General features: G+C 48.4%; 16 protein-coding genes and 1 pseudogene. 12 read left to right on the forward strand and 5 right to left on the reverse strand.

Annotated features, from left to right (window positions below; translation table 11 throughout):
* Positions 1 to 17: 17 nt before the first annotated feature.
* Both KO518_RS02795 and KO518_RS02800 read right to left on the reverse strand, forming a co-directional pair.
* Positions 18 to 914, reverse strand: coding sequence for a sugar phosphate isomerase/epimerase (locus KO518_RS02795; protein ID WP_216024274.1), 897 nt, complete (start codon positions 912 to 914; stop codon positions 18 to 20).
* A 79-nt stretch (positions 915 to 993) separates the two neighbouring features.
* Positions 994 to 1,989, reverse strand: a pseudogene (locus KO518_RS02800) (LacI family DNA-binding transcriptional regulator); the annotation flags it as partial.
* A gap of 310 nt (positions 1,990 to 2,299) precedes the next feature.
* Here KO518_RS02800 and KO518_RS02805 point away from each other — a divergent pair.
* From KO518_RS02805 to rplI, 11 genes are all read left to right on the forward strand, one after another.
* Entirely contained in the window at positions 2,300 to 3,448 is a 1,149-nt protein-coding gene (locus tag KO518_RS02805) for a Gfo/Idh/MocA family protein (protein WP_216024410.1), read from the forward strand.
* A gap of 34 nt (positions 3,449 to 3,482) precedes the next feature.
* Positions 3,483 to 4,538, forward strand: a complete 1,056-nt coding sequence (locus KO518_RS02810; RefSeq protein WP_216024275.1) for a sugar phosphate isomerase/epimerase — start codon at positions 3,483 to 3,485, stop codon at positions 4,536 to 4,538.
* Positions 4,539 to 4,574: 36 nt separating this feature from the next.
* The gene (locus KO518_RS02815) at positions 4,575 to 5,789 is read left to right on the forward strand and encodes a nucleoside permease (protein ID WP_216024276.1); all 1,215 of its coding nucleotides are present in this window, start codon (positions 4,575 to 4,577) and stop codon (positions 5,787 to 5,789) included.
* On the forward strand, positions 5,782 to 6,672 hold the full coding sequence (locus KO518_RS02820; RefSeq protein ID WP_216024277.1) for a hydroxypyruvate isomerase family protein: 891 nt from the start codon (positions 5,782 to 5,784) through the stop codon (positions 6,670 to 6,672). Before KO518_RS02815 ends, KO518_RS02820 begins: the two co-directional genes overlap by 8 nt.
* A gap of 41 nt (positions 6,673 to 6,713) precedes the next feature.
* Positions 6,714 to 8,396, forward strand: coding sequence for a GMC oxidoreductase (locus tag KO518_RS02825; RefSeq protein ID WP_216024278.1), 1,683 nt, complete (start codon positions 6,714 to 6,716; stop codon positions 8,394 to 8,396).
* A gap of 1 nt (position 8,397) precedes the next feature.
* The gene (locus tag KO518_RS02830; RefSeq protein WP_216024279.1) at positions 8,398 to 9,012 is read left to right on the forward strand and encodes a gluconate 2-dehydrogenase subunit 3 family protein; all 615 of its coding nucleotides are present in this window, start codon (positions 8,398 to 8,400) and stop codon (positions 9,010 to 9,012) included.
* 131 nt (positions 9,013 to 9,143) lie between these two features.
* Complete coding sequence (locus tag KO518_RS02835) at positions 9,144 to 9,890, forward strand: DUF1080 domain-containing protein (protein ID WP_252735850.1); 747 nt, start codon at positions 9,144 to 9,146, stop codon at positions 9,888 to 9,890.
* A 106-nt stretch (positions 9,891 to 9,996) separates the two neighbouring features.
* Positions 9,997 to 10,869 carry a DMT family transporter gene (locus KO518_RS02840; RefSeq protein ID WP_252735757.1) on the forward strand — a complete coding sequence of 291 codons (873 nt, stop codon included), beginning with the start codon at positions 9,997 to 9,999 and terminating at the stop codon, positions 10,867 to 10,869.
* Between the two features lie 157 nt (positions 10,870 to 11,026).
* Positions 11,027 to 11,425 carry a 30S ribosomal protein S6 gene (rpsF, locus tag KO518_RS02845; RefSeq protein ID WP_216024280.1) on the forward strand — a complete coding sequence of 133 codons (399 nt, stop codon included), beginning with the start codon at positions 11,027 to 11,029 and terminating at the stop codon, positions 11,423 to 11,425.
* A gap of 11 nt (positions 11,426 to 11,436) precedes the next feature.
* A complete protein-coding gene (gene rpsR / locus KO518_RS02850; protein ID WP_070126454.1) occupies positions 11,437 to 11,667 on the forward strand; it encodes a 30S ribosomal protein S18 in 231 nt (76 codons plus the stop codon).
* A gap of 20 nt (positions 11,668 to 11,687) precedes the next feature.
* The gene (gene rplI / locus KO518_RS02855; RefSeq protein WP_216024281.1) at positions 11,688 to 12,140 is read left to right on the forward strand and encodes a 50S ribosomal protein L9; all 453 of its coding nucleotides are present in this window, start codon (positions 11,688 to 11,690) and stop codon (positions 12,138 to 12,140) included.
* Between the two features lie 88 nt (positions 12,141 to 12,228).
* Here rplI and KO518_RS02860 read toward each other — a convergent pair whose 3' ends face one another.
* From KO518_RS02860 to KO518_RS02870, 3 genes are all read right to left on the reverse strand, one after another.
* Positions 12,229 to 13,038 carry a VWA domain-containing protein gene (locus tag KO518_RS02860; protein WP_216024282.1) on the reverse strand — a complete coding sequence of 270 codons (810 nt, stop codon included), beginning with the start codon at positions 13,036 to 13,038 and terminating at the stop codon, positions 12,229 to 12,231.
* Positions 13,039 to 13,234: 196 nt separating this feature from the next.
* On the reverse strand, positions 13,235 to 14,338 hold the full coding sequence (locus KO518_RS02865; RefSeq protein ID WP_216024283.1) for a glycosyltransferase family 4 protein: 1,104 nt from the start codon (positions 14,336 to 14,338) through the stop codon (positions 13,235 to 13,237).
* Positions 14,335 to 15,360: a glycosyltransferase family 9 protein gene (locus tag KO518_RS02870; RefSeq protein ID WP_371742223.1), complete on the reverse strand. Its 1,026-nt coding sequence runs from the start codon at positions 15,358 to 15,360 to the stop codon at positions 14,335 to 14,337. The genes KO518_RS02865 and KO518_RS02870 overlap by 4 nt, the downstream gene beginning before the upstream one ends.
* Positions 15,361 to 15,468: 108 nt before the next feature.
* Between KO518_RS02870 and waaA the strand changes: the two genes are divergently transcribed.
* On the forward strand, positions 15,469 to 16,812 hold the full coding sequence (waaA, locus tag KO518_RS02875) for a lipid IV(A) 3-deoxy-D-manno-octulosonic acid transferase (protein ID WP_216024285.1): 1,344 nt from the start codon (positions 15,469 to 15,471) through the stop codon (positions 16,810 to 16,812).
* The last annotated feature ends 164 nt before the right edge of the window (positions 16,813 to 16,976 follow it).

Below are 16,976 nucleotides of genomic sequence, written 5' to 3' on the forward strand. Positions count from 1 at the left end.
TCCCAGCTGGTGGCGATTTACGCTTTAGCCATTAAAGAATACACGGCTTTATATCCTTGCTGGATGGTTTTAAGCTTGTCATCCGTTTTGTCGCGCTCAACAAAGCGATGTGCAACGCCTGCTTGCTTCGACTTTGCAAAGATAGCGTCAAAATTAATTGTTCCCGTGCCGACATCGGCAAAATGACCGGCTTTGTCCATATCTTTAACATGCCAGAGTTTAAAACGGCCCGGGTATTTGGCGAAATAAGCCAATGGATCTTTCCCTGCCTTAACCGCCCAGTACAAATCCAGTTCCATTGCCATATTTTGTGCTTCTACGTCGTTGAGCAGTACATCATAAGGCTCCACACCACCGGTGGTCATAAATTCGAAGTCGTGGTTGTGATACGCCAATACCAGACCTTGGTTCCTGCATGCTTCTCCCCAGGTATTACACTCTTCTGCGAGGCGTTTATATACATCTATCGTGGTGCCTCGTTGTTCTTCAGTTAAGTAGGGAATGACAACGTATTTATGACCCACTTCCTGGGCCGTTTCTATGATTTTGTTGATCCCCTCTTTTCTGAATGTGTCCAAGGGTATGTGTACTGACGGTGCAGACAGGCCTTCACCTTCCATAATCTTGCGAATAGTTTTGGGTGAATGGCCAAAATAACCGGCAAATTCCAGCTCTCTATAACCTACCGCAGCCACCAGCTTTAGTACTGCGGGAACACTCACAGCCATCATTTCTCTGAGTGTATACAACTGCAACCCTACTCGTAATTCGGGTTTGGCTTGAGCTAATGCCAGGTTTGGTGCGGCCATCATGCTTAATGATATGGCTCCAAGCTTGGTGAATTGACGGCGGCTTAATTTACTGCCCCACGTTTTGGCAACAAGTGAATTTAGCGTTTTATTATGCTCAGACATGATTCTCTCCTGATTTTATTTGCGTGGTATCAACCGAGCTTTCACACCTTGCCTGAATAGCCTGAATTGGAGCGCTGGGCGCTTTTCCGGTGCTTTTTCTTAAAACAAGCTCAAAGGGCATGATGACCCGAGGGGCTTTTTTTATTTTGCCCTCCAGTACGTCTATCAATAAATTAACAGCGGTGCGACCGAAGGCTTCTGCGGGTTGCGCAATGGTCGTTAACGGCGGGTCACAATAGGCGGCAAAATCAATATTATCGAAACCGGCAACAGAAATATCATCGGGAATACTAAGTCCGGCTGCTTTAAAGCCCTGCACCGCACCGATGGCGGTTTCATCGTTTTCACAAAACACGGCGGTAGGTCTGTCGTCGAGGGCCAAAATGCGCTGGGAAGCGGCAAGGCCTGCTTGCAAGGTAAAGTCACCCGGAAACAGCAAGTGTGGGTCGAATTCAAGACCTGCGTTTTCCAATGCGTCTCGGTAACCGCTTAATCTGTCACGGGTGAGGGGGCTTTCTGCAGGGCCTTTTATCAGGGCGATGCGAGTATGCCCGAGGGACAAAAGATGAGATGTCATTGCCCGCGCTGCGGCTCGGTTATCCAGTACAACCGTGGGAAATAACGAGGAGTCCAATACCTCACAGGCATTAACCATGGGCAATAAAACGCCGTGTTCAATATCTTCGTGGTCGAAGGGGTTTTTCGCCCGAAGTTGAATTAACCCGTCAGCTTGGGAGGTTTGTACCATTTTTGCGTAACCCGCTTCTATGTCATCCCGTCCCAGGGTATTGCCCAGCAGCAACGCATAACCCAATTCCGCTGCTGCTTCCTGCATACCACTGATAACACGTGCGAAAAATACAGTGGCGATTGTGGGTACCAGTACAACCAGGTTGTGGGTCTTGCCTGAGCGGAATTTTACCGCCATGAGGTTGGGTTTGTAACCCACTTCTTTAACCGCAGTCATCACTTTGTCACGGGTTTTTGGCGACACTCGCTCAGGGTGCTGCAATGCCCGTGATACGGTTGCCACCGATACGCCCGCCATGTCCGCCACTTCACGAATATTAGACATTTTCTGTTTCTCTGTTTCTGCTTGTGCGCCTGCTGTTGTCAGTATCTCTTCAAATAGTAGGAATGATAACGAGATGTAACGCATTACATTTTGTTCGGTAGCATTACCCATGCCGGGTAAAAAATCCAGCGTTATTTTCAAATGTAAAACGAAAAATATACACGCTTGCAGATTAAACAAGCGGTTTAGCTCACTGAATTCGTATGTAGTCGGAAAATACGTTGACAGCATCAAATGTAATCCGTTACATTTTTACACCAATTACAACTTTGTAACAATGTCGGTATGTATGGGAGGAGTCATGGCAAAAATGCAGCGTATCCGCATGGGTATGGTTGGCGGAGGTGAGGGGGCGTTTATTGGCGCTGTACACCGTCATGCAGCCGGGTTAGACGGCCAGTATGAGCTTGTTTGTGGCGCTTTTAGTCGTGACAAAGAAAACAACCAACGCACTGGCGATAGTCTTGGAATAGATGATAACCGCGTTTACGCGTCCTGGCAGGACATGCTCAGCACCGAAGCCTCGTTACCTGAGGAAATGCGTATGGAAGTGGTGGTGGTGGTAACGCCCAATCACTTGCATGTGCCTGTAACCATTGCTGCGATTGAAGCGGGCTTTCACGTATTTTGTGAGAAACCTGCGGCATTGAACCTGGATGAAGCGAAAGCTTTAGCGACAGTGGTAAATCAATCAGACAGATTCTATGGCCTGGCCCACACTTATCTGGGGTATCCCATGGTGTGGCAGGCGAAAGCCATGATAGAAGATGGCAAATTAGGCCGCGTGCGAAAAATCCTGGTGGAATATCCTCAGGGCTGGTTGAGTGAGCCCGAAGAGCAGGGCAACAAGCAAGCCTCGTGGCGCACAGATCCTTCGCAGTCGGGCGGTTCTGGCTGTATGGGAGATATTGGTACTCACGCCTTTGGCCTTGCTGAGTTTATTTCTGGCGAAACGATTACGTCACTGTGTGCAGAAATGAATACTGTGGTTGAAGGGCGCAGACTGGACGACGATGGCGCCGCGTTTTTCCGCACCGAGAACAATGCAAAAGGCGTACTGATTGCCAGTCAGATATGTGCAGGTGAAGAAAATGCGCTGAAAATTCGCGTGTATGGCGACAAGGGTGGGTTGGAATGGCATCAAATGGAGCCGAATTCCGTGATTTATCGACCTCTTGGCGCGCCCTTTGTTGTGTATCGTGCTGGAGCGGGCCAGCCCGGTTTGTATCCTGAGGCATCTCGCCGTTGTCGCACACCATCAGGGCACCCGGAAGGATACCTTGAAGCAATGGCTAATTTATATAGTGACTTTGCTTCTGCGATACGAGCTGGAGGCAAAGGCAAAGCGCCGGGTGTGCCGGGTTTGCACAGTGGGTTGCGAGGCATGGCTTTCATTCAGACTATGTTGGAAAGTGGTAGTAGTGACGTTAAGTGGCACGCCATTGCAGATACGGAATAGTTTCGTTAATTACGTTTTTTAAAGAGGAAAAAGCATGTCAGCAATTCAAGGTCCGGCTATCTTTCTCGCCCAGTTTGTGGGTGAAGATGCGCCTTTTGATTCACTCGAAGGCATGGCTAAGTGGGCGGGTTCTTTGGGCTATAAAGGTATTCAGGTACCCACTGACCCAAAAATTTTCGATTTGGAACAAGCTGCGAACAGTCAGGCCTATTGCGACAATGCGAACGCCGTTTGCGAGAGAGCCGGGGTGGTGATCACAGAGTTATCCACCCATTTGCAAGGGCAGTTGGTGGCAGTTCATCCCGCATACGATGAACTGTTTGATAGCTTTGCCCCAGAGCACCTTCACGGGAACCCTAAAGCGCGCACTGAGTGGGCGGTGCAGCAACTCAAATGGGCTGCCAAGGCAAGTCAGCGATTAGGGTTAAAAGCTCACGCTACTTTTTCAGGTGCACTTATGTGGCACCTGGTGTATCCGTGGCCTCAGCGTCCACCCGGTTTGGTAGAAGCTGGATTCAAAGAGCTAGCGGCGCGCTGGAAACCCATTTTGGACGTGTTTGACGACGCCGGTGTGGATGTTTGCTACGAAATTCATCCCGGTGAAGATTTACATGATGGCGCCACGTTTGAGCGCTTCCTGAAAGCGGTAGACGACCACCCCCGAGCGAACATTCTGTTTGATCCCAGTCATTTTGTTCTACAACAACTGGATTATTTGGATTTCATCGACAGGTATCACGACCGCATTAAGATGTTTCACGTCAAAGACGCAGAGTTCAACCCTTCGGGACGCAGCGGTGTGTACGGTGGATATGAAGATTGGGTAGATCGCCCCGGGCGCTTTCGCTCCCTGGGCGACGGACAAGTCGATTTCAAAAGCATATTCAGTAAGTTGACTCAATACGGTTATACCGGTTGGGCAGTTTTGGAGTGGGAGTGCTGCCTGAAGGATCCCGCTCAAGGTGCCGCAGAAGGAGCTCCTTTTATCCAACAACACATAATTCAGCCCACTTCCGTTGCATTTGACGATTTTGCCGGTGCCCGCAGTAGCGAAAGCCGCAATCGCAGAATTCTTGGTCTGGATGAGTAAAGCAGTGGTGCACGGCACCTTATAGAGGAAAAAAGAATGATAATAACGCGCCTGAGTATCATGATGTTTCTCCAGTTTTTTATTTGGGGTGGATGGTTTGTCACTCTAGGGACTTACCTGGGGCAAAACCTTGGGGCAACCGGTAGCGAAACGGGTATGGCGTTCTCTACCCAGTCCTGGGGAGCCATCGTAGCTCCTTTTATCGTGGGGTTGATAGCTGATCGCTTTTTCAATGCAGAACGCATTTTAGGCATACTACATCTGGTAGGGGCTGCCCTCATGTACATGATGTATCAGGCGGGTGATTTTGCGGCTTTTTATCCTTATGTACTTGCCTACATGATTGCTTACATGCCTACTCTGGCGTTGGTGAATTCCGTCTCGTTTAACCAAATGTCCGACCCATCCAAAGAGTTTGGCAAGGTCCGGGTGTGGGGCACCATTGGATGGATTGTTGCCGGTCTGGTTATCAGCTACGTATTTTCCTGGGATTCCCAGACGGCTATCGGTGAAGGCCTGTTACGCAATACCTTTATGCTGTGTGCAATAGCGTCAGTGCTGTTAGGTATATTCAGCTTCACATTGCCGCCAACACCACCGAAGGGCGCGGATGGTTCGGGCGGCATGACTGAAATGCTAGGGCTGGATGCCCTGTCTTTGCTCAAAGATCGCAGTTTTCTGGTTTTCTTTCTGTCATCTGTACTGATTTGTATTCCACTGGCTTTCTACTACCAAAACGCCAATCCGTTTCTGGCGGGTATTGGCGTGGAAAACCCTACGGGAAAAATGACCCTCGGGCAGGTATCTGAAGCCTTATTTATTCTCGCATTACCGGTATTTTTGAACCGCTTCGGCATAAAGGTAACCCTGGTACTGGGTATGTTGGCCTGGGTCCTCCGTTATGTGTTGTTTGCTTATGGCAACGCCGACAGTGGTATGTTCATGCTAATTATGGGGATTGCACTTCACGGTATCTGTTATGACTTCTTCTTTGTCTCCGGGCAAATATACACCGACGCCAAAGCGGGAGAGAAAGTGAAAAGTGCGGCGCAAGGGCTTATCACTCTGGCGACATATGGGGTTGGTATGCTAGTAGGCTTTTGGGTGGCGGGGAAAATTACTGATGCCTACACAACTGAGGGGGTGAGTGACTGGACCAGTATCTGGTTATTCCCTGCCGGCTTTGCTGCAGTTGTTCTGGTGCTTTTTGTTCTGGCCTTCAAAAATGAAAAAGGAGCGACCGATGCGTAGTTCACGACGGACGATGCTGAAAGGACTGGCCATCTCAGGTATTGGGCTATCTGCGGCCGGCACTTGGTCGCTATCTACCGGCGCTCATGGCAATCAAAACAAAACCGTGTTGAAAGGGAACATTCGTCACGCTGTCGCACGTTGGACGTTTCCGGATTTGTCATTGGAAGCACTGTGTCTGGCGATAAAGGAGATCGGCTTCGCCGCTATTGATTTGGTGGGCCCAGATGAATGGCATATTCTGAAAAAACACGGTGTTGATTGTTCTATGTGTAATGGCGCTGAACTCAATTTGGAAGATGGATGGTGTGATGCTCGCTTCCACGAGGCGCTTATTCCACGCTATCTGACTCACATCGAGAAAGTGGCTGAAGCAGGCTATACCAATCTTATTTGCTTTAGTGGCAATAAGCGCGGCATGGACAATGAAACTGGCCTGAACAATGCCGTGGCGGGGTTATCGAAAATACTCCCTCACGCTGAAAAACACGGCGTCGTTTTACAGATGGAGTTGTTTAACAGCAAAGTCGATCATCCGGATTATATGGCCGATAACTCACCATGGGGTATCGAGCTGTGCCGTCGGCTCGGTTCCGAGAATTTCAAACTCTTGTTCGACATTTACCACATGCAAATCAGTGAAGGGGACATCATTCGCACCATTCGCGACAACCATCAGTACTTTGGCCACTTTCACACGGCCGGCGTACCGGGGCGTCATGAGATTGATGATTCTCAGGAGTTGTATTATCCCGCCATTGCAAAAGCAATAGCGGATTTGAACTTCACCGGGTATCTGGCCCAGGAATTCATTCCGACACCAGACAATCAGGCAGGCAAACTACAATCGCTTAAACAAGCGGTCCGCATTTGTGATGTCTAAGCAGGTATAGGCGTTGCCGCAAATGTTTAAGGGGACAAAACATGGCAAATAATACGTATGATGCGATCGTTGTGGGATCGGGGATCAGTGGTGGCTGGGCTGCCAAAGAACTCACTGAAAAAGGGCTCAAAGTGCTCATGCTTGAGCGCGGACAGAATATTGAGCACGTGAAAGACTATGTCAATGCGCACAAAGAGTCCTGGGATTATCCGCATCGCGGACTCGCTACACAAGAAATGAAAGCGGGGTATCCTGTATTGCGCAGAGATTACCCTCTAAATGAACCTACTTTCGGTATGTGGGCAAATGAAAAAGACGCCCCCTACGTGGAAAAGAAGCGTTTTGACTGGTATCGAGGTTACCACGTGGGTGGTCGCTCTTTGTTGTGGGGACGGCAAAGCTATCGTTTGAATGAAGAGGACTTCACCGCCAACGCGAAAGAAGGCATTGCGGTAGACTGGCCTATTCGCTACGAAGATCTTGCGCCTTGGTATGACTATGTAGAAAAATTTGCTGGGATCAGTGGTACCCGGGAAGGACTTGATGTGCTGCCGGATGGGCATTTTATGCCACCCATTCCTCTCAATATTGTAGAAAAAGATGTGGCGGCAAGGGTCAAAAAAGCCTTTAACGGAACGCGCAACATTATTCACGCCAGAACAGCCAACATTACTCAGGGGATAAACGATATTCGCGTGGGGTGCCAGTTCCGCAATAAATGTTGGTTGGGCTGTCCGTTTGGTGGCTATTTCTCTACTCAGTCTTCGACGCTACCCGCTGCCATGGCAACGGGTAACCTGACGCTGCGTCCGTTTTCTATTGTCAAAGAAATTATATACAACAAAGATACCAAGCGGGCCACCGGAGTGGAGATAATAGATGCGGAAACCAACCAAACTTATGTGTTCAACAGCAAAATCGTGTTCGTCAACGCGTCGGCGTTCAACTCCACCTGGTTGTTAATGAATTCGGCGACTGATGTATGGGAAGGCGGTCTTGGAAGCAGCAGTGGTGAACTGGGTCACAATGTGATGGACCACCATTTTCGGGTTGGTGCCAGCGCACCCGTTGAAGGCTACGACGATAAATATTACAAGGGGCGTCGTCCCGCTGGGTTCTATATCCCGAGATTCAGAAACTGGGGGAATGACCAACGGGATTACCTGCGAGGATTTGGCTATCAGGGAGGGGCTGGTCGCGGCGGTTGGAGTAAAGATATCGCTGAACTTGGCATTGGAGCCGGACTCAAGGAGGCGATGGCCGAACCGGGTGGGTGGTATATCGGAGCAACTGCTTTTGGTGAAATGTTGCCTTACCACGAAAATCGGATTTACCTCGATCCGACGAAAAAAGATAAATGGGGGCTGCCGGTACTTGCCATGGATGTGGAAATCAAAGAAAACGAGCTGAAAATGCGTCAAGACATGAAGCAGGACGCCATTGACATGTTCGAAGCGGCAGGGCTTAAGAATGTGCGTGGCTACGACGCTGAGTACGCGCCTGGTATGGGTATTCACGAAATGGGAACCGCGCGCATGGGGCGGGATCCCAAGTCGTCTGTGTTGAACGGCCACAACCAGGTGTGGGACGCGCCGAACGTGTTTGTTACCGACGGAGCGGCAATGACCTCTGCGTCGTGTGTGAACCCGTCCTTAACCTACATGGCGATGACGGCCAGAGCAGCTCATTTTGCAGTAGAAGAACTGAAAAAGGGGAACTTGTAACATGAATCGTCGTGACTTACTGAAAATGATCACTGCCGCAACCGGTGTTGCCTTCATGGGCGATGTAATGGCGTATGTGGAGTTTCCCTCCGTGCCGCTTAAAAACACCGGTTTTACAAAAGACGATGTGGCGTATATGAACGAAATTGGTGAGATAATTTTGCCGCGAACTGACACGCCTGGCGCAAAGGATGCTGATGTTGGCAGTATGATGGCGGTGCTCGTTGCAGATTGCTACACCCCTGCGCTACAAAAAACGTTTCGCGATGGCTTAGTGAAACTTAATGAGACGGCAAAAGAAAAGTACAACAAGGCATTTCTACTGCTCAGCGACAAAGAGAAACTGGCGCTGCTATCAGAATTAGATGCTCAAGCCCGTGACTACAATTCAGATAAGGGGTTGAGAGGAGTGGATACCGCGCGGCCTAACGCCTGGGGACCTGAAGAGGTTAGCGTTGTTCCTCATTACTTCTCATTAATAAAGCAACTGGTTCTCTTTTGCTTTTTTACTTCCAGGGTCGGAGGTACCCAGGTACTTCGCTATGATCCAATCCCAACCCGTTACGATGGCAATGTGCCGTATAAAAAAGGGCAGGGTGCCTGGGCTACGTCTTAACGGGTGAAATTCGATATCGGTGCTGGCAAACTTGCAATTCCGTTTGCCGGTGACGGGCACATTCCCGTCGTCAGTTGCAATAAGGGTAATGACACGTGACTATTTTTTCTTTTAATCGAATCGGAACGGCGTTGCTGTTTTCCGGTTTGTCAGTGAGTGCGGCCGGGACGGAACTATCGCCCCAGGAAAAAGCGGAGAAAACCGAGGTATGGGAACCGGTGCCTGCGATGGTAACTGCCAAACCCAATAGCGCGCCATCAGATGCGATTGTGCTGTTTGATGGTGACAACCTTGATGCCTGGGAGAGTATTCATGGGGGCAAAGCAACATGGCAGGTGAGCGGAAACGCGTTTACCGTTTCCCCAGGTGCAGGTGATATCGTTTCAAAGCAAAGCTTTTGCGATGTCCAACTGCATCTGGAATGGAAAACTCCTGCAGACGTAGAGGGTATGGAAGGGCAAGAGCGAAATAATTCTGGCATTTTTCTCCAGCAGCGATATGAAGTACAAATTCTAGATTCTTACAATAACAAGACCTACCCCAACGGCCAGGCGGGGAGTATATATAAACAGTCAATTCCTCTGGTTAATCCTCTGCATCCCCCTGGAGAATGGCAAACTTATGATATTATTTTTAACGCGCCGGAATTTTCCGACGGATCATTGGTAAAACCTGGCTATGTCACCGTACTGATAAATGGTGTACTGGTACAAAATCACACGGAAATACTGGGTAGAAGTGAATGGATAGGCGGGCCGACGTACGAAGCACACGGCTGTGCCCCATTACAGTTGCAAGATCACACCAATCCTGTTTCGTTCAGAAATATCTGGGTGCGCGAGATTGCTGATAATATATTAACCGATTTTCGCGAGTAGCCACTCTTCCCAAAGAGGGGCTAAATCTGGTTAATCGTTACTACTCACGGCATGCTGTTTTTGATAGCATGCCGTCCCTTGTAATCCACAACCATCAGTAGCTGCCATGATCGGTGAACTCGCCGCCCTTACCACTGCTCTTTTTTGGGCTGTTGCCGCCCGCCTGTTTCGTCAGCTAGGCAATCGCTTTTCTGCATTGTCAATGAACCTGTATAAAGGTATCTCCACCCTGGTGTTGCTGAGCGTGGTTTGTATTGGCTTTATCCCTTTATCCCATCTCCCAACCGAGGCTTATCTTTGGTTGCTGCTAAGCGGTGTAATAGGTATTGGCATTGGTGACACTTGCTTTTTCCTGGCACTAAAGCGTATAGGTGATAGTCAGTCAGTTTTGGTAACGGAGACCCTGGCGCCTATTTTTGCAGCCTTGCTTGCCATGATGTGGATAGCCGAATGGCTGAACTGGATACAATGGCTCGGGGTGGCGGTGGTAATTATATCCGTAGATATGGTTGTAAAATCTACACGCAAAACGTCACCCCATATTATGCCATCAACGGGTTATCTTTATGCGGGGGCTGCAGCAATATGCCAGGCGGTTGGGGCAGTGATCAGCCGGGATATTCTCACCAGCTACAGTATTGGTGCTGCCGAAGCAACGTGTTGGCGTCTGGCTGGTGGTGTAGTGATTGTGGTAGTACTTATGGCGGTGCGCCGGGAGAAATGGCTCCCGACAGGACAAAACAAAGCCAGAGTGTGGGGGATTTTTGCCATTGCCACCCTGCTTGGGACTGTACTCGCTATGTATTTTCAGATGTTGGGCTTCGCAAATGCCAAAGCCGGTATTGTACAAACCCTTATCGCCACCAGTGCGATTTTCTCTTTGATGGTCGCTGCGATTATGGGAGATAAAATTAGCCGCAGTACGATTTTTTGGTCGTTAGGTGCACTGACTGGCGTAGCTGTATTAGTGGTGAGTTAATCCCGGCTCACCTTAATATCTGCACCTCCCGTATATTTGCTTGTGTAGTGCTCAGATCATCTATATAATGCGCGCCCTTACAGCCATCTTACTTTAAGTTCCTTGTCTCCATACAGTCTGGCTGTACTGTCGAGGCTACAACCGTAAGGAGCGTGTAATGCGTCATTACGAAATCGTATTTATGGTTCACCCTGATCAGAGTGAACAAGTACCTGGTATGATCGAGCGTTATACCACCATCCTGAAGCAAGACGGTGGTCAAATCCATCGCTTGGAAGACTGGGGTCGTCGTCAACTGGCTTACCCAATCGAAAAGCTTCACAAAGCACACTACGTTTTGATCAACGCTGAAGCAACTGCAGAAGCTGTTGACGAGTTGGAAAATGCTTTCCGCTTTAACGATGTGATCCTGCGTAATCTGGTTATGCGCACTAAAAACGCTGTGACTGAACCTTCTCCTATGATGAAGGAAGAACGTCGTGAGCGTCGTGACGATTCTGCACCTCGCACTGAGCGCGCAGAAAAGAAACCCGAAACCACTGAAGATAACGCGTAAGGAGATCAATCATGGCTCGTTTTTTCAGACGTCGTAAGTTCTGCCGTTTCTCTGCAGAAGGTGTTGAGCAAATCGATTATAAAGATATTGCTACACTGAAAAACTATATCACTGAGAGCGGTAAAATCGTTCCTAGTCGTATTACCGGTACCAGTGCAAAGTATCAGCGTCAGCTGTCTACTGCTATCAAACGTGCGCGTTTCTTAGCGTTGTTGCCGTACACAGATTCACACAACAAGTAATTGGCGAAGGAGTAACTTAGATGGAAATCATCTTATTAGACAAAATCGCTAACCTTGGTGGTCTGGGCGATCAGGTAACAGTTAAAGCTGGTTTTGCACGTAACTTCCTTTTCCCTCAGGGAAAAGCGGTTCCTGCGACTAAAGCAAACATCGAAAAGTTTGAAGCACGTCGTGCAGAACTGGAAGCAAAAATTGCTGAACAGTTAGCCGCTGCTCAAGCACGTGCTGATAAAGTAACTGAGTTGGGTGAAGTGACTATTGCTGCCCCAGCTGGTGACGAGGGCAAATTGTTCGGTTCTATTGGTACACGCGACATCGCCGATGCAGTTACTGCAGCTGGCGTAGAAGTAGCTAAAGCGGAAGTTAAACTGCCTACAGGCACGCTGCGTGAAACAGGTGAATACGACATCGACCTACAATTGCATTCTGAAGTAATGGCCACAGTTAAACTGGTTGTTATCGCGGAAGCGTAATCGTTGAAAGAGACAAAAAAACCGCTCGTTTGAGCGGTTTTTTTATGCCCGTAAAAACGGGTTCAGGGAACCCGTTTCAAACAACGGCTTAAGCAAATTTACGACGGCTAGCGAAGCCTAGACCAGCAAGAACAAACAAGGCTAATGTCGCAGGGGCAGGTACCTGTACATTTTGGCAAGCTGGGTCATTAGGGTTTGCAACACAGAAATCGATAGTTTCCTGCAGTTTTGCTTGCGCAAACTGGCGAACGAAATCTTCAACGACTGTTTGGTCATTCGTGTTAAGGAAGTCAAGGTCGAAGAACTGACCGCCATTGTTTACTGCAAGATCAACCAAATCTGTATAAAATTCGCTAGATACCACAGCATTAAACAGTGAATTATTTGACTTCAAGAGTGCATCAAGCGATACCTCATCGTATTCGCTATCGCCATTTGAACGTTCGTCTGTGTATAGGATCATGTTTTTAACAGCATCAGCACGGTAGGTCAGGTTACCGGTTTCTGCTGCAAGTGAGTTTAGGGCATAGGCTGTTGCATCATAAGCAGGTTCAGTACCACCGCTGGCTACCAGGTTAGCAGCAGCAGTCGCGAAACCGGCAGGATCGGTGAAGTCTGTGACCAAGCGTATCAGGTCGCCACTTCTACCGTAGCCTACCAGGGCATAACGTGCATCGATACCACCAGCAGACAGGATAGAGGCAAATAAACCAATGTTGTTACGCAAGTTAGCCTGAACACCGCCCATAGAGCCAGACTCATCAACAATCATAACAATGTCGGTTTTAATCGCTGCAGCTTGTGAGGAAGCAGCACCAAACAACATGCCTCCGAGTGTCAGTCCTGCTATAACACTCGCTTTACGCAATGCAGATTTTGATAATTTTTTTAAGTTCATCTGTGGATTCCTTTTTAAAGATGATTTGTTGAACGCAATAAGCGTGCAAACGGCTAAAGCATTATTTGTGCCATAATAAAAATTATATTAAAAACAATCACTTGTTGTATATTGTTGTGGTTGTTTTAAAATAATTGTTAGATTTGCCGACAAGGAAAAAGAAAGGAATTTATAGAGCTAATACTTTAGTAGTAGTCTATGAAGATCGCCGACAGGCGGGTTGATTGAGCAGTTGCTGATACAAACTTTCATAATGAACAGCCATGGCAGAGGGGGTAAAATGACGAGTGACATGTTCGCGGAGTGCTGATCCAAGTTTTTCTGCTTCGCGAGGTTGCCTGAGAAGGTGGACAATGGCGTGTTCCAATTGGGAAACGTCGCCCGGGGTAGTCATCCAGCCGGTTTTGCCGTGTTCGATTATCTCTGGGATCCCGCCTACCGGACTACTAATTACGGGTTTGCCACATGCCCCGGCCTGGAGAAGGATAATGCCCAGACCTTCGGCGTAAGCTGGATGCACTAAAATATCGATGTTTGGCAATATTTTGGGGACATCCTCGGTAAACCCACACAAGCGAACACAATGCTCTAGATCATGTTTGTCTATCAGCGCTTGATAATAACTTGCCTGTTTGCCTTTACCAAACAATAAACAAATTACATTGGGAACCCGTCTACATACGTTTTTCATTGCCAGAATAATATCTGCCTGACCTTTGCGGGGAATCAGTTGTGCGAAGTTGGCTATTACCTTGTAGTTTTCGGGGATGGAAAACTGCGCATTAAACCAATTGCGGTCTGCTCGGTGATGGAAGTCTGCGGTATCAACGGCTGAATGAACGACTTGCTGAATTTGCTTGTTACAGTGAGGTGTCACTATCCGCTGGACACCGTGGGAAATACTGACGACTGCATCGTAACACTGATATTTGTAGCGCGCCATTTTCCCTTCCGGGTTGTCCACGCGACGGGTACAGATGGCTGGAATGTTACATACAATAGAAGTAAGGCCTCCCCATACATCTGCACCTCTGCGGCTGTGTACGTGAATGATGTCAGGTTTGTATTTTGTAACTAGAGCTTTTAACCGCAAAGGAAAACACACGTCAATGTCGCCACCATATGGCACGGGAATAGTGCGGCAATGGGGCAGGTGTAATTTAGCTATGTCACTGTCAGTGGGGCACACGAGGGTGCTGGTTATGGCAGTTGAATTTAGTGCATTGAGCAAGTACACCACTTGCTTCGCTCCACCGTAGAGGTGTCGGCCAAGTTCAATATGGAGTACGTGAATAGTCAAACCGAAGGTATCCTATCCAGCGCGTTTTTCAACGAGGCGACGACCTGTTCCGGGGGAATAGCCGCCATGCATGTGTAAGCCCCTTCACAGGATGGTTTGCGCTTGCAAGGGGCGCATGGCAAGGAGTGGTAGAACACGGTGGCGTTTCCGGCTGGGGTTTGAGTATACGGGCGTGTAGAGCCAAAAAGTGCCAGTACCGGGCGTTGATGCGCAATGGCCAGGTGTGTGAGTCCCGTGTCCACACCAATGACGACACTGGCATAAGCCAATAGAGCGCCACTCGCGCTGAGACTTAATTTGCCTGCCAGGCTGATAGCGTTGTCATGAGTAACTGCGAGCTCATCAGCGGCGTCGCTGTCGTCCGGGCCACCGAGTATTACTACGGGGAACGACCAGTTGACCTGAACCAGTGCGATAAGACGCTGCCAGTGGGATTGAGGCCAGTGCTTTTGAGGACGAGTCGTAAAAGGGCACAGCGCAATGAAGATCTGATTTAGACGATATTGATGACGAAGCTCATTAACGAAAGCCTGTACGTGTTTCTCGGCGGGTAAGAGCATAGAATAGTCACAAGCACCCAGGTATTCACCCATAGATACGTATTCAGAACTCATGTTATCTGAGATAGGTTTATCTATAGACTCCGTTAACAGCCAGTGACTGTGTTCCTTACTGCGAAACCCTACTCTGCGGCCTGCGCCACTCAGCCAGCACAGGACGGCGCTCTTCAATAGTCCCTGGGCGTCAATGGCTACATCGGCTTTAAGACGTTTTAGTTGTCTTCTGAAGCTGCGAACCTCACCAAACAAACGCAACCATTTTCTTTGTTTAATGAGATCTGACCACATTTGTTTCGGCCAGGGGATGACGCCATCGATACACGGATGAGCACGGACAAAGTCGGCGTAAGGTGCCTCTACCAGCCAATACACTTCGGCGGCGTTTAACCCTTCTTTTATGTTGGACGGTAGGCCTGAGGCCATTACAATGTCACCAATTGCACTTAATTTTACAAATAGCACCCTTGGTTGAGTCCCGTTGCGTTTCATTATCCAGTGTAGTACTCGTACGATAAAACGCGATCTAAGCAAATTTACACGACACTTTGATGACGGTTAAAAAGACATTTTATGAAAGACATTACTGACGGATGGAAACCCTCACTGGCGGAAAATGCCTTTAGGTGGTTGTATTCATTCCTGCTTGCGCTCGTAATTCCCTTTGCCTTTGCCAATTTAGTTATTCGAGGAAATAAGAGAAACAGTGAGTATAACCGCCGCCGGTTTGAGCGATTTGGATTTGTCTTGCCGCCTAAAGCACCACATGGCTATTTGTTTCATTGCGTGTCTGTGGGGGAAGTGGTTGCAGCGTCTGTACTGATAAAGAAGATTATGCGGGAAGAGCCTGATACGGCGATTACCATTACTACCACTACGCCCACTGGTTCGGCTCGGGTGCGGGATATTTTTAAGGATGCGGTTCATCACTTTTATCTGCCTTACGACTTACATATGGCCATGGCAGGCATGTTGAGACGGGTAAAGCCAAAGATGGTTGTGATCACAGAAGTCGAATTGTGGCCAAATTTAATTCACAGTTGCTGGCGTCGTCAAATCCCCGTTGTCGTTGCCAACGCGAGGATGACAACCCGGTCTGCAAAGCGATACAAGAAAGTCAGTTTGTTGTTTTCTCCCATGTTACACAAAATAGATCACGTGTGCGCTCAAGGTAAGCGTGATTACGACAACTATCTTTATTTGGGTATCGCAGAGCGTAAGTTAACACTCACTAATAATATAAAATTTGATCAGGCTTCCAATGTAGAGGGGCTACCGCCGGTGTCGTGGGGGTTAACTAAAGGGACGCGGCCCGTGATCATAGGGGGCAGTACTCATGATGGAGAAGAAGTGGCATTGTTAACTTGTTATCAGCATTTGCAATCGACATACCCCTCATTGTTGTTAATTTTGGTTCCAAGACATCCCGAGCGGTTCAATGCCGTCAAACAGTTACTGATTAATACTGGCATTAAACTGGTTTGTTCCTCAAGTGGTCAGTGCGTTGATAAGAATACGCAGGTTTTCCTGATTGACGAAATGGGCAAACTTAACCACGCCTATGGCTTGGCTGATATCGCCTTCGTTGGCGGAAGCCTGGCAGAGCGTGGCGGACACAATGCTCTTGAACCTGCTGCGCGGCAATTGCCAATTATCATGGGCCCACATACGTACAACAATCCGGTTATCTGTCAGTATCTGCAGGAAAAAGGAGCCTTGGTGATAGTACATGACCAACAGACATTAACTCGTCAATGCGATATGTGGCTGAAAAATCCACAAAGTGCCAAAAGTGCAGGCGAAGCGGGTTATGCCGTTTTGCAAGCCAACAGAGGGGCGGTCAATACCACAGCAGAAATTATGAGGATGTCTTCCGGATGCACCACAAACGGGCGTCGTGACGACAAGTTGCACTAATTTGGATGCCTCAGTTGTATTGGAGTGTATGTTATTTGTTCTATTTTATTCTATCTATTTGAAATATAAATAAAATTAAAAGTTGGCCGTATAATTGCTATTAATAGACTGACAGTGTAAATCAAGTAAAAAACAAACAACAAAGCATCCAATAATAACAACAG

Origin of the sequence: Aestuariibacter sp. A3R04, from assembly GCF_018860805.1 — a bacterium.
Classification (GTDB): Bacteria; Pseudomonadota; Gammaproteobacteria; order Enterobacterales; family Alteromonadaceae; genus Alteromonas.

Excerpts from the sequence above, each read along its gene's own strand:
- KO518_RS02795 (WP_216024274.1), bottom strand. The coding sequence starts at position 914 with ATGTCTGAGCATAATAAAACGCTAAATTCACTTGTTGCCAAAACGTGG.
- KO518_RS02805 (WP_216024410.1), top strand. The coding sequence starts at position 2,300 with ATGCAGCGTATCCGCATGGGTATGGTTGGCGGAGGTGAGGGGGCGTTT.
- KO518_RS02810 (WP_216024275.1), top strand. The coding sequence starts at position 3,483 with ATGTCAGCAATTCAAGGTCCGGCTATCTTTCTCGCCCAGTTTGTGGGT.
- KO518_RS02815 (WP_216024276.1), top strand. The coding sequence starts at position 4,575 with ATGATAATAACGCGCCTGAGTATCATGATGTTTCTCCAGTTTTTTATT.
- KO518_RS02820 (WP_216024277.1), top strand. The coding sequence starts at position 5,782 with ATGCGTAGTTCACGACGGACGATGCTGAAAGGACTGGCCATCTCAGGT.
- KO518_RS02825 (WP_216024278.1), top strand. The coding sequence starts at position 6,714 with ATGGCAAATAATACGTATGATGCGATCGTTGTGGGATCGGGGATCAGT.
- KO518_RS02830 (WP_216024279.1), top strand. The coding sequence starts at position 8,398 with ATGAATCGTCGTGACTTACTGAAAATGATCACTGCCGCAACCGGTGTT.
- KO518_RS02840 (WP_252735757.1), top strand. The coding sequence starts at position 9,997 with ATGATCGGTGAACTCGCCGCCCTTACCACTGCTCTTTTTTGGGCTGTT.
- rpsF (WP_216024280.1), top strand. The coding sequence starts at position 11,027 with ATGCGTCATTACGAAATCGTATTTATGGTTCACCCTGATCAGAGTGAA.
- rpsR (WP_070126454.1), top strand. The coding sequence starts at position 11,437 with ATGGCTCGTTTTTTCAGACGTCGTAAGTTCTGCCGTTTCTCTGCAGAA.
- rplI (WP_216024281.1), top strand. The coding sequence starts at position 11,688 with ATGGAAATCATCTTATTAGACAAAATCGCTAACCTTGGTGGTCTGGGC.
- KO518_RS02860 (WP_216024282.1), bottom strand. The coding sequence starts at position 13,038 with ATGAACTTAAAAAAATTATCAAAATCTGCATTGCGTAAAGCGAGTGTT.
- waaA (WP_216024285.1), top strand. The coding sequence starts at position 15,469 with ATGAAAGACATTACTGACGGATGGAAACCCTCACTGGCGGAAAATGCC.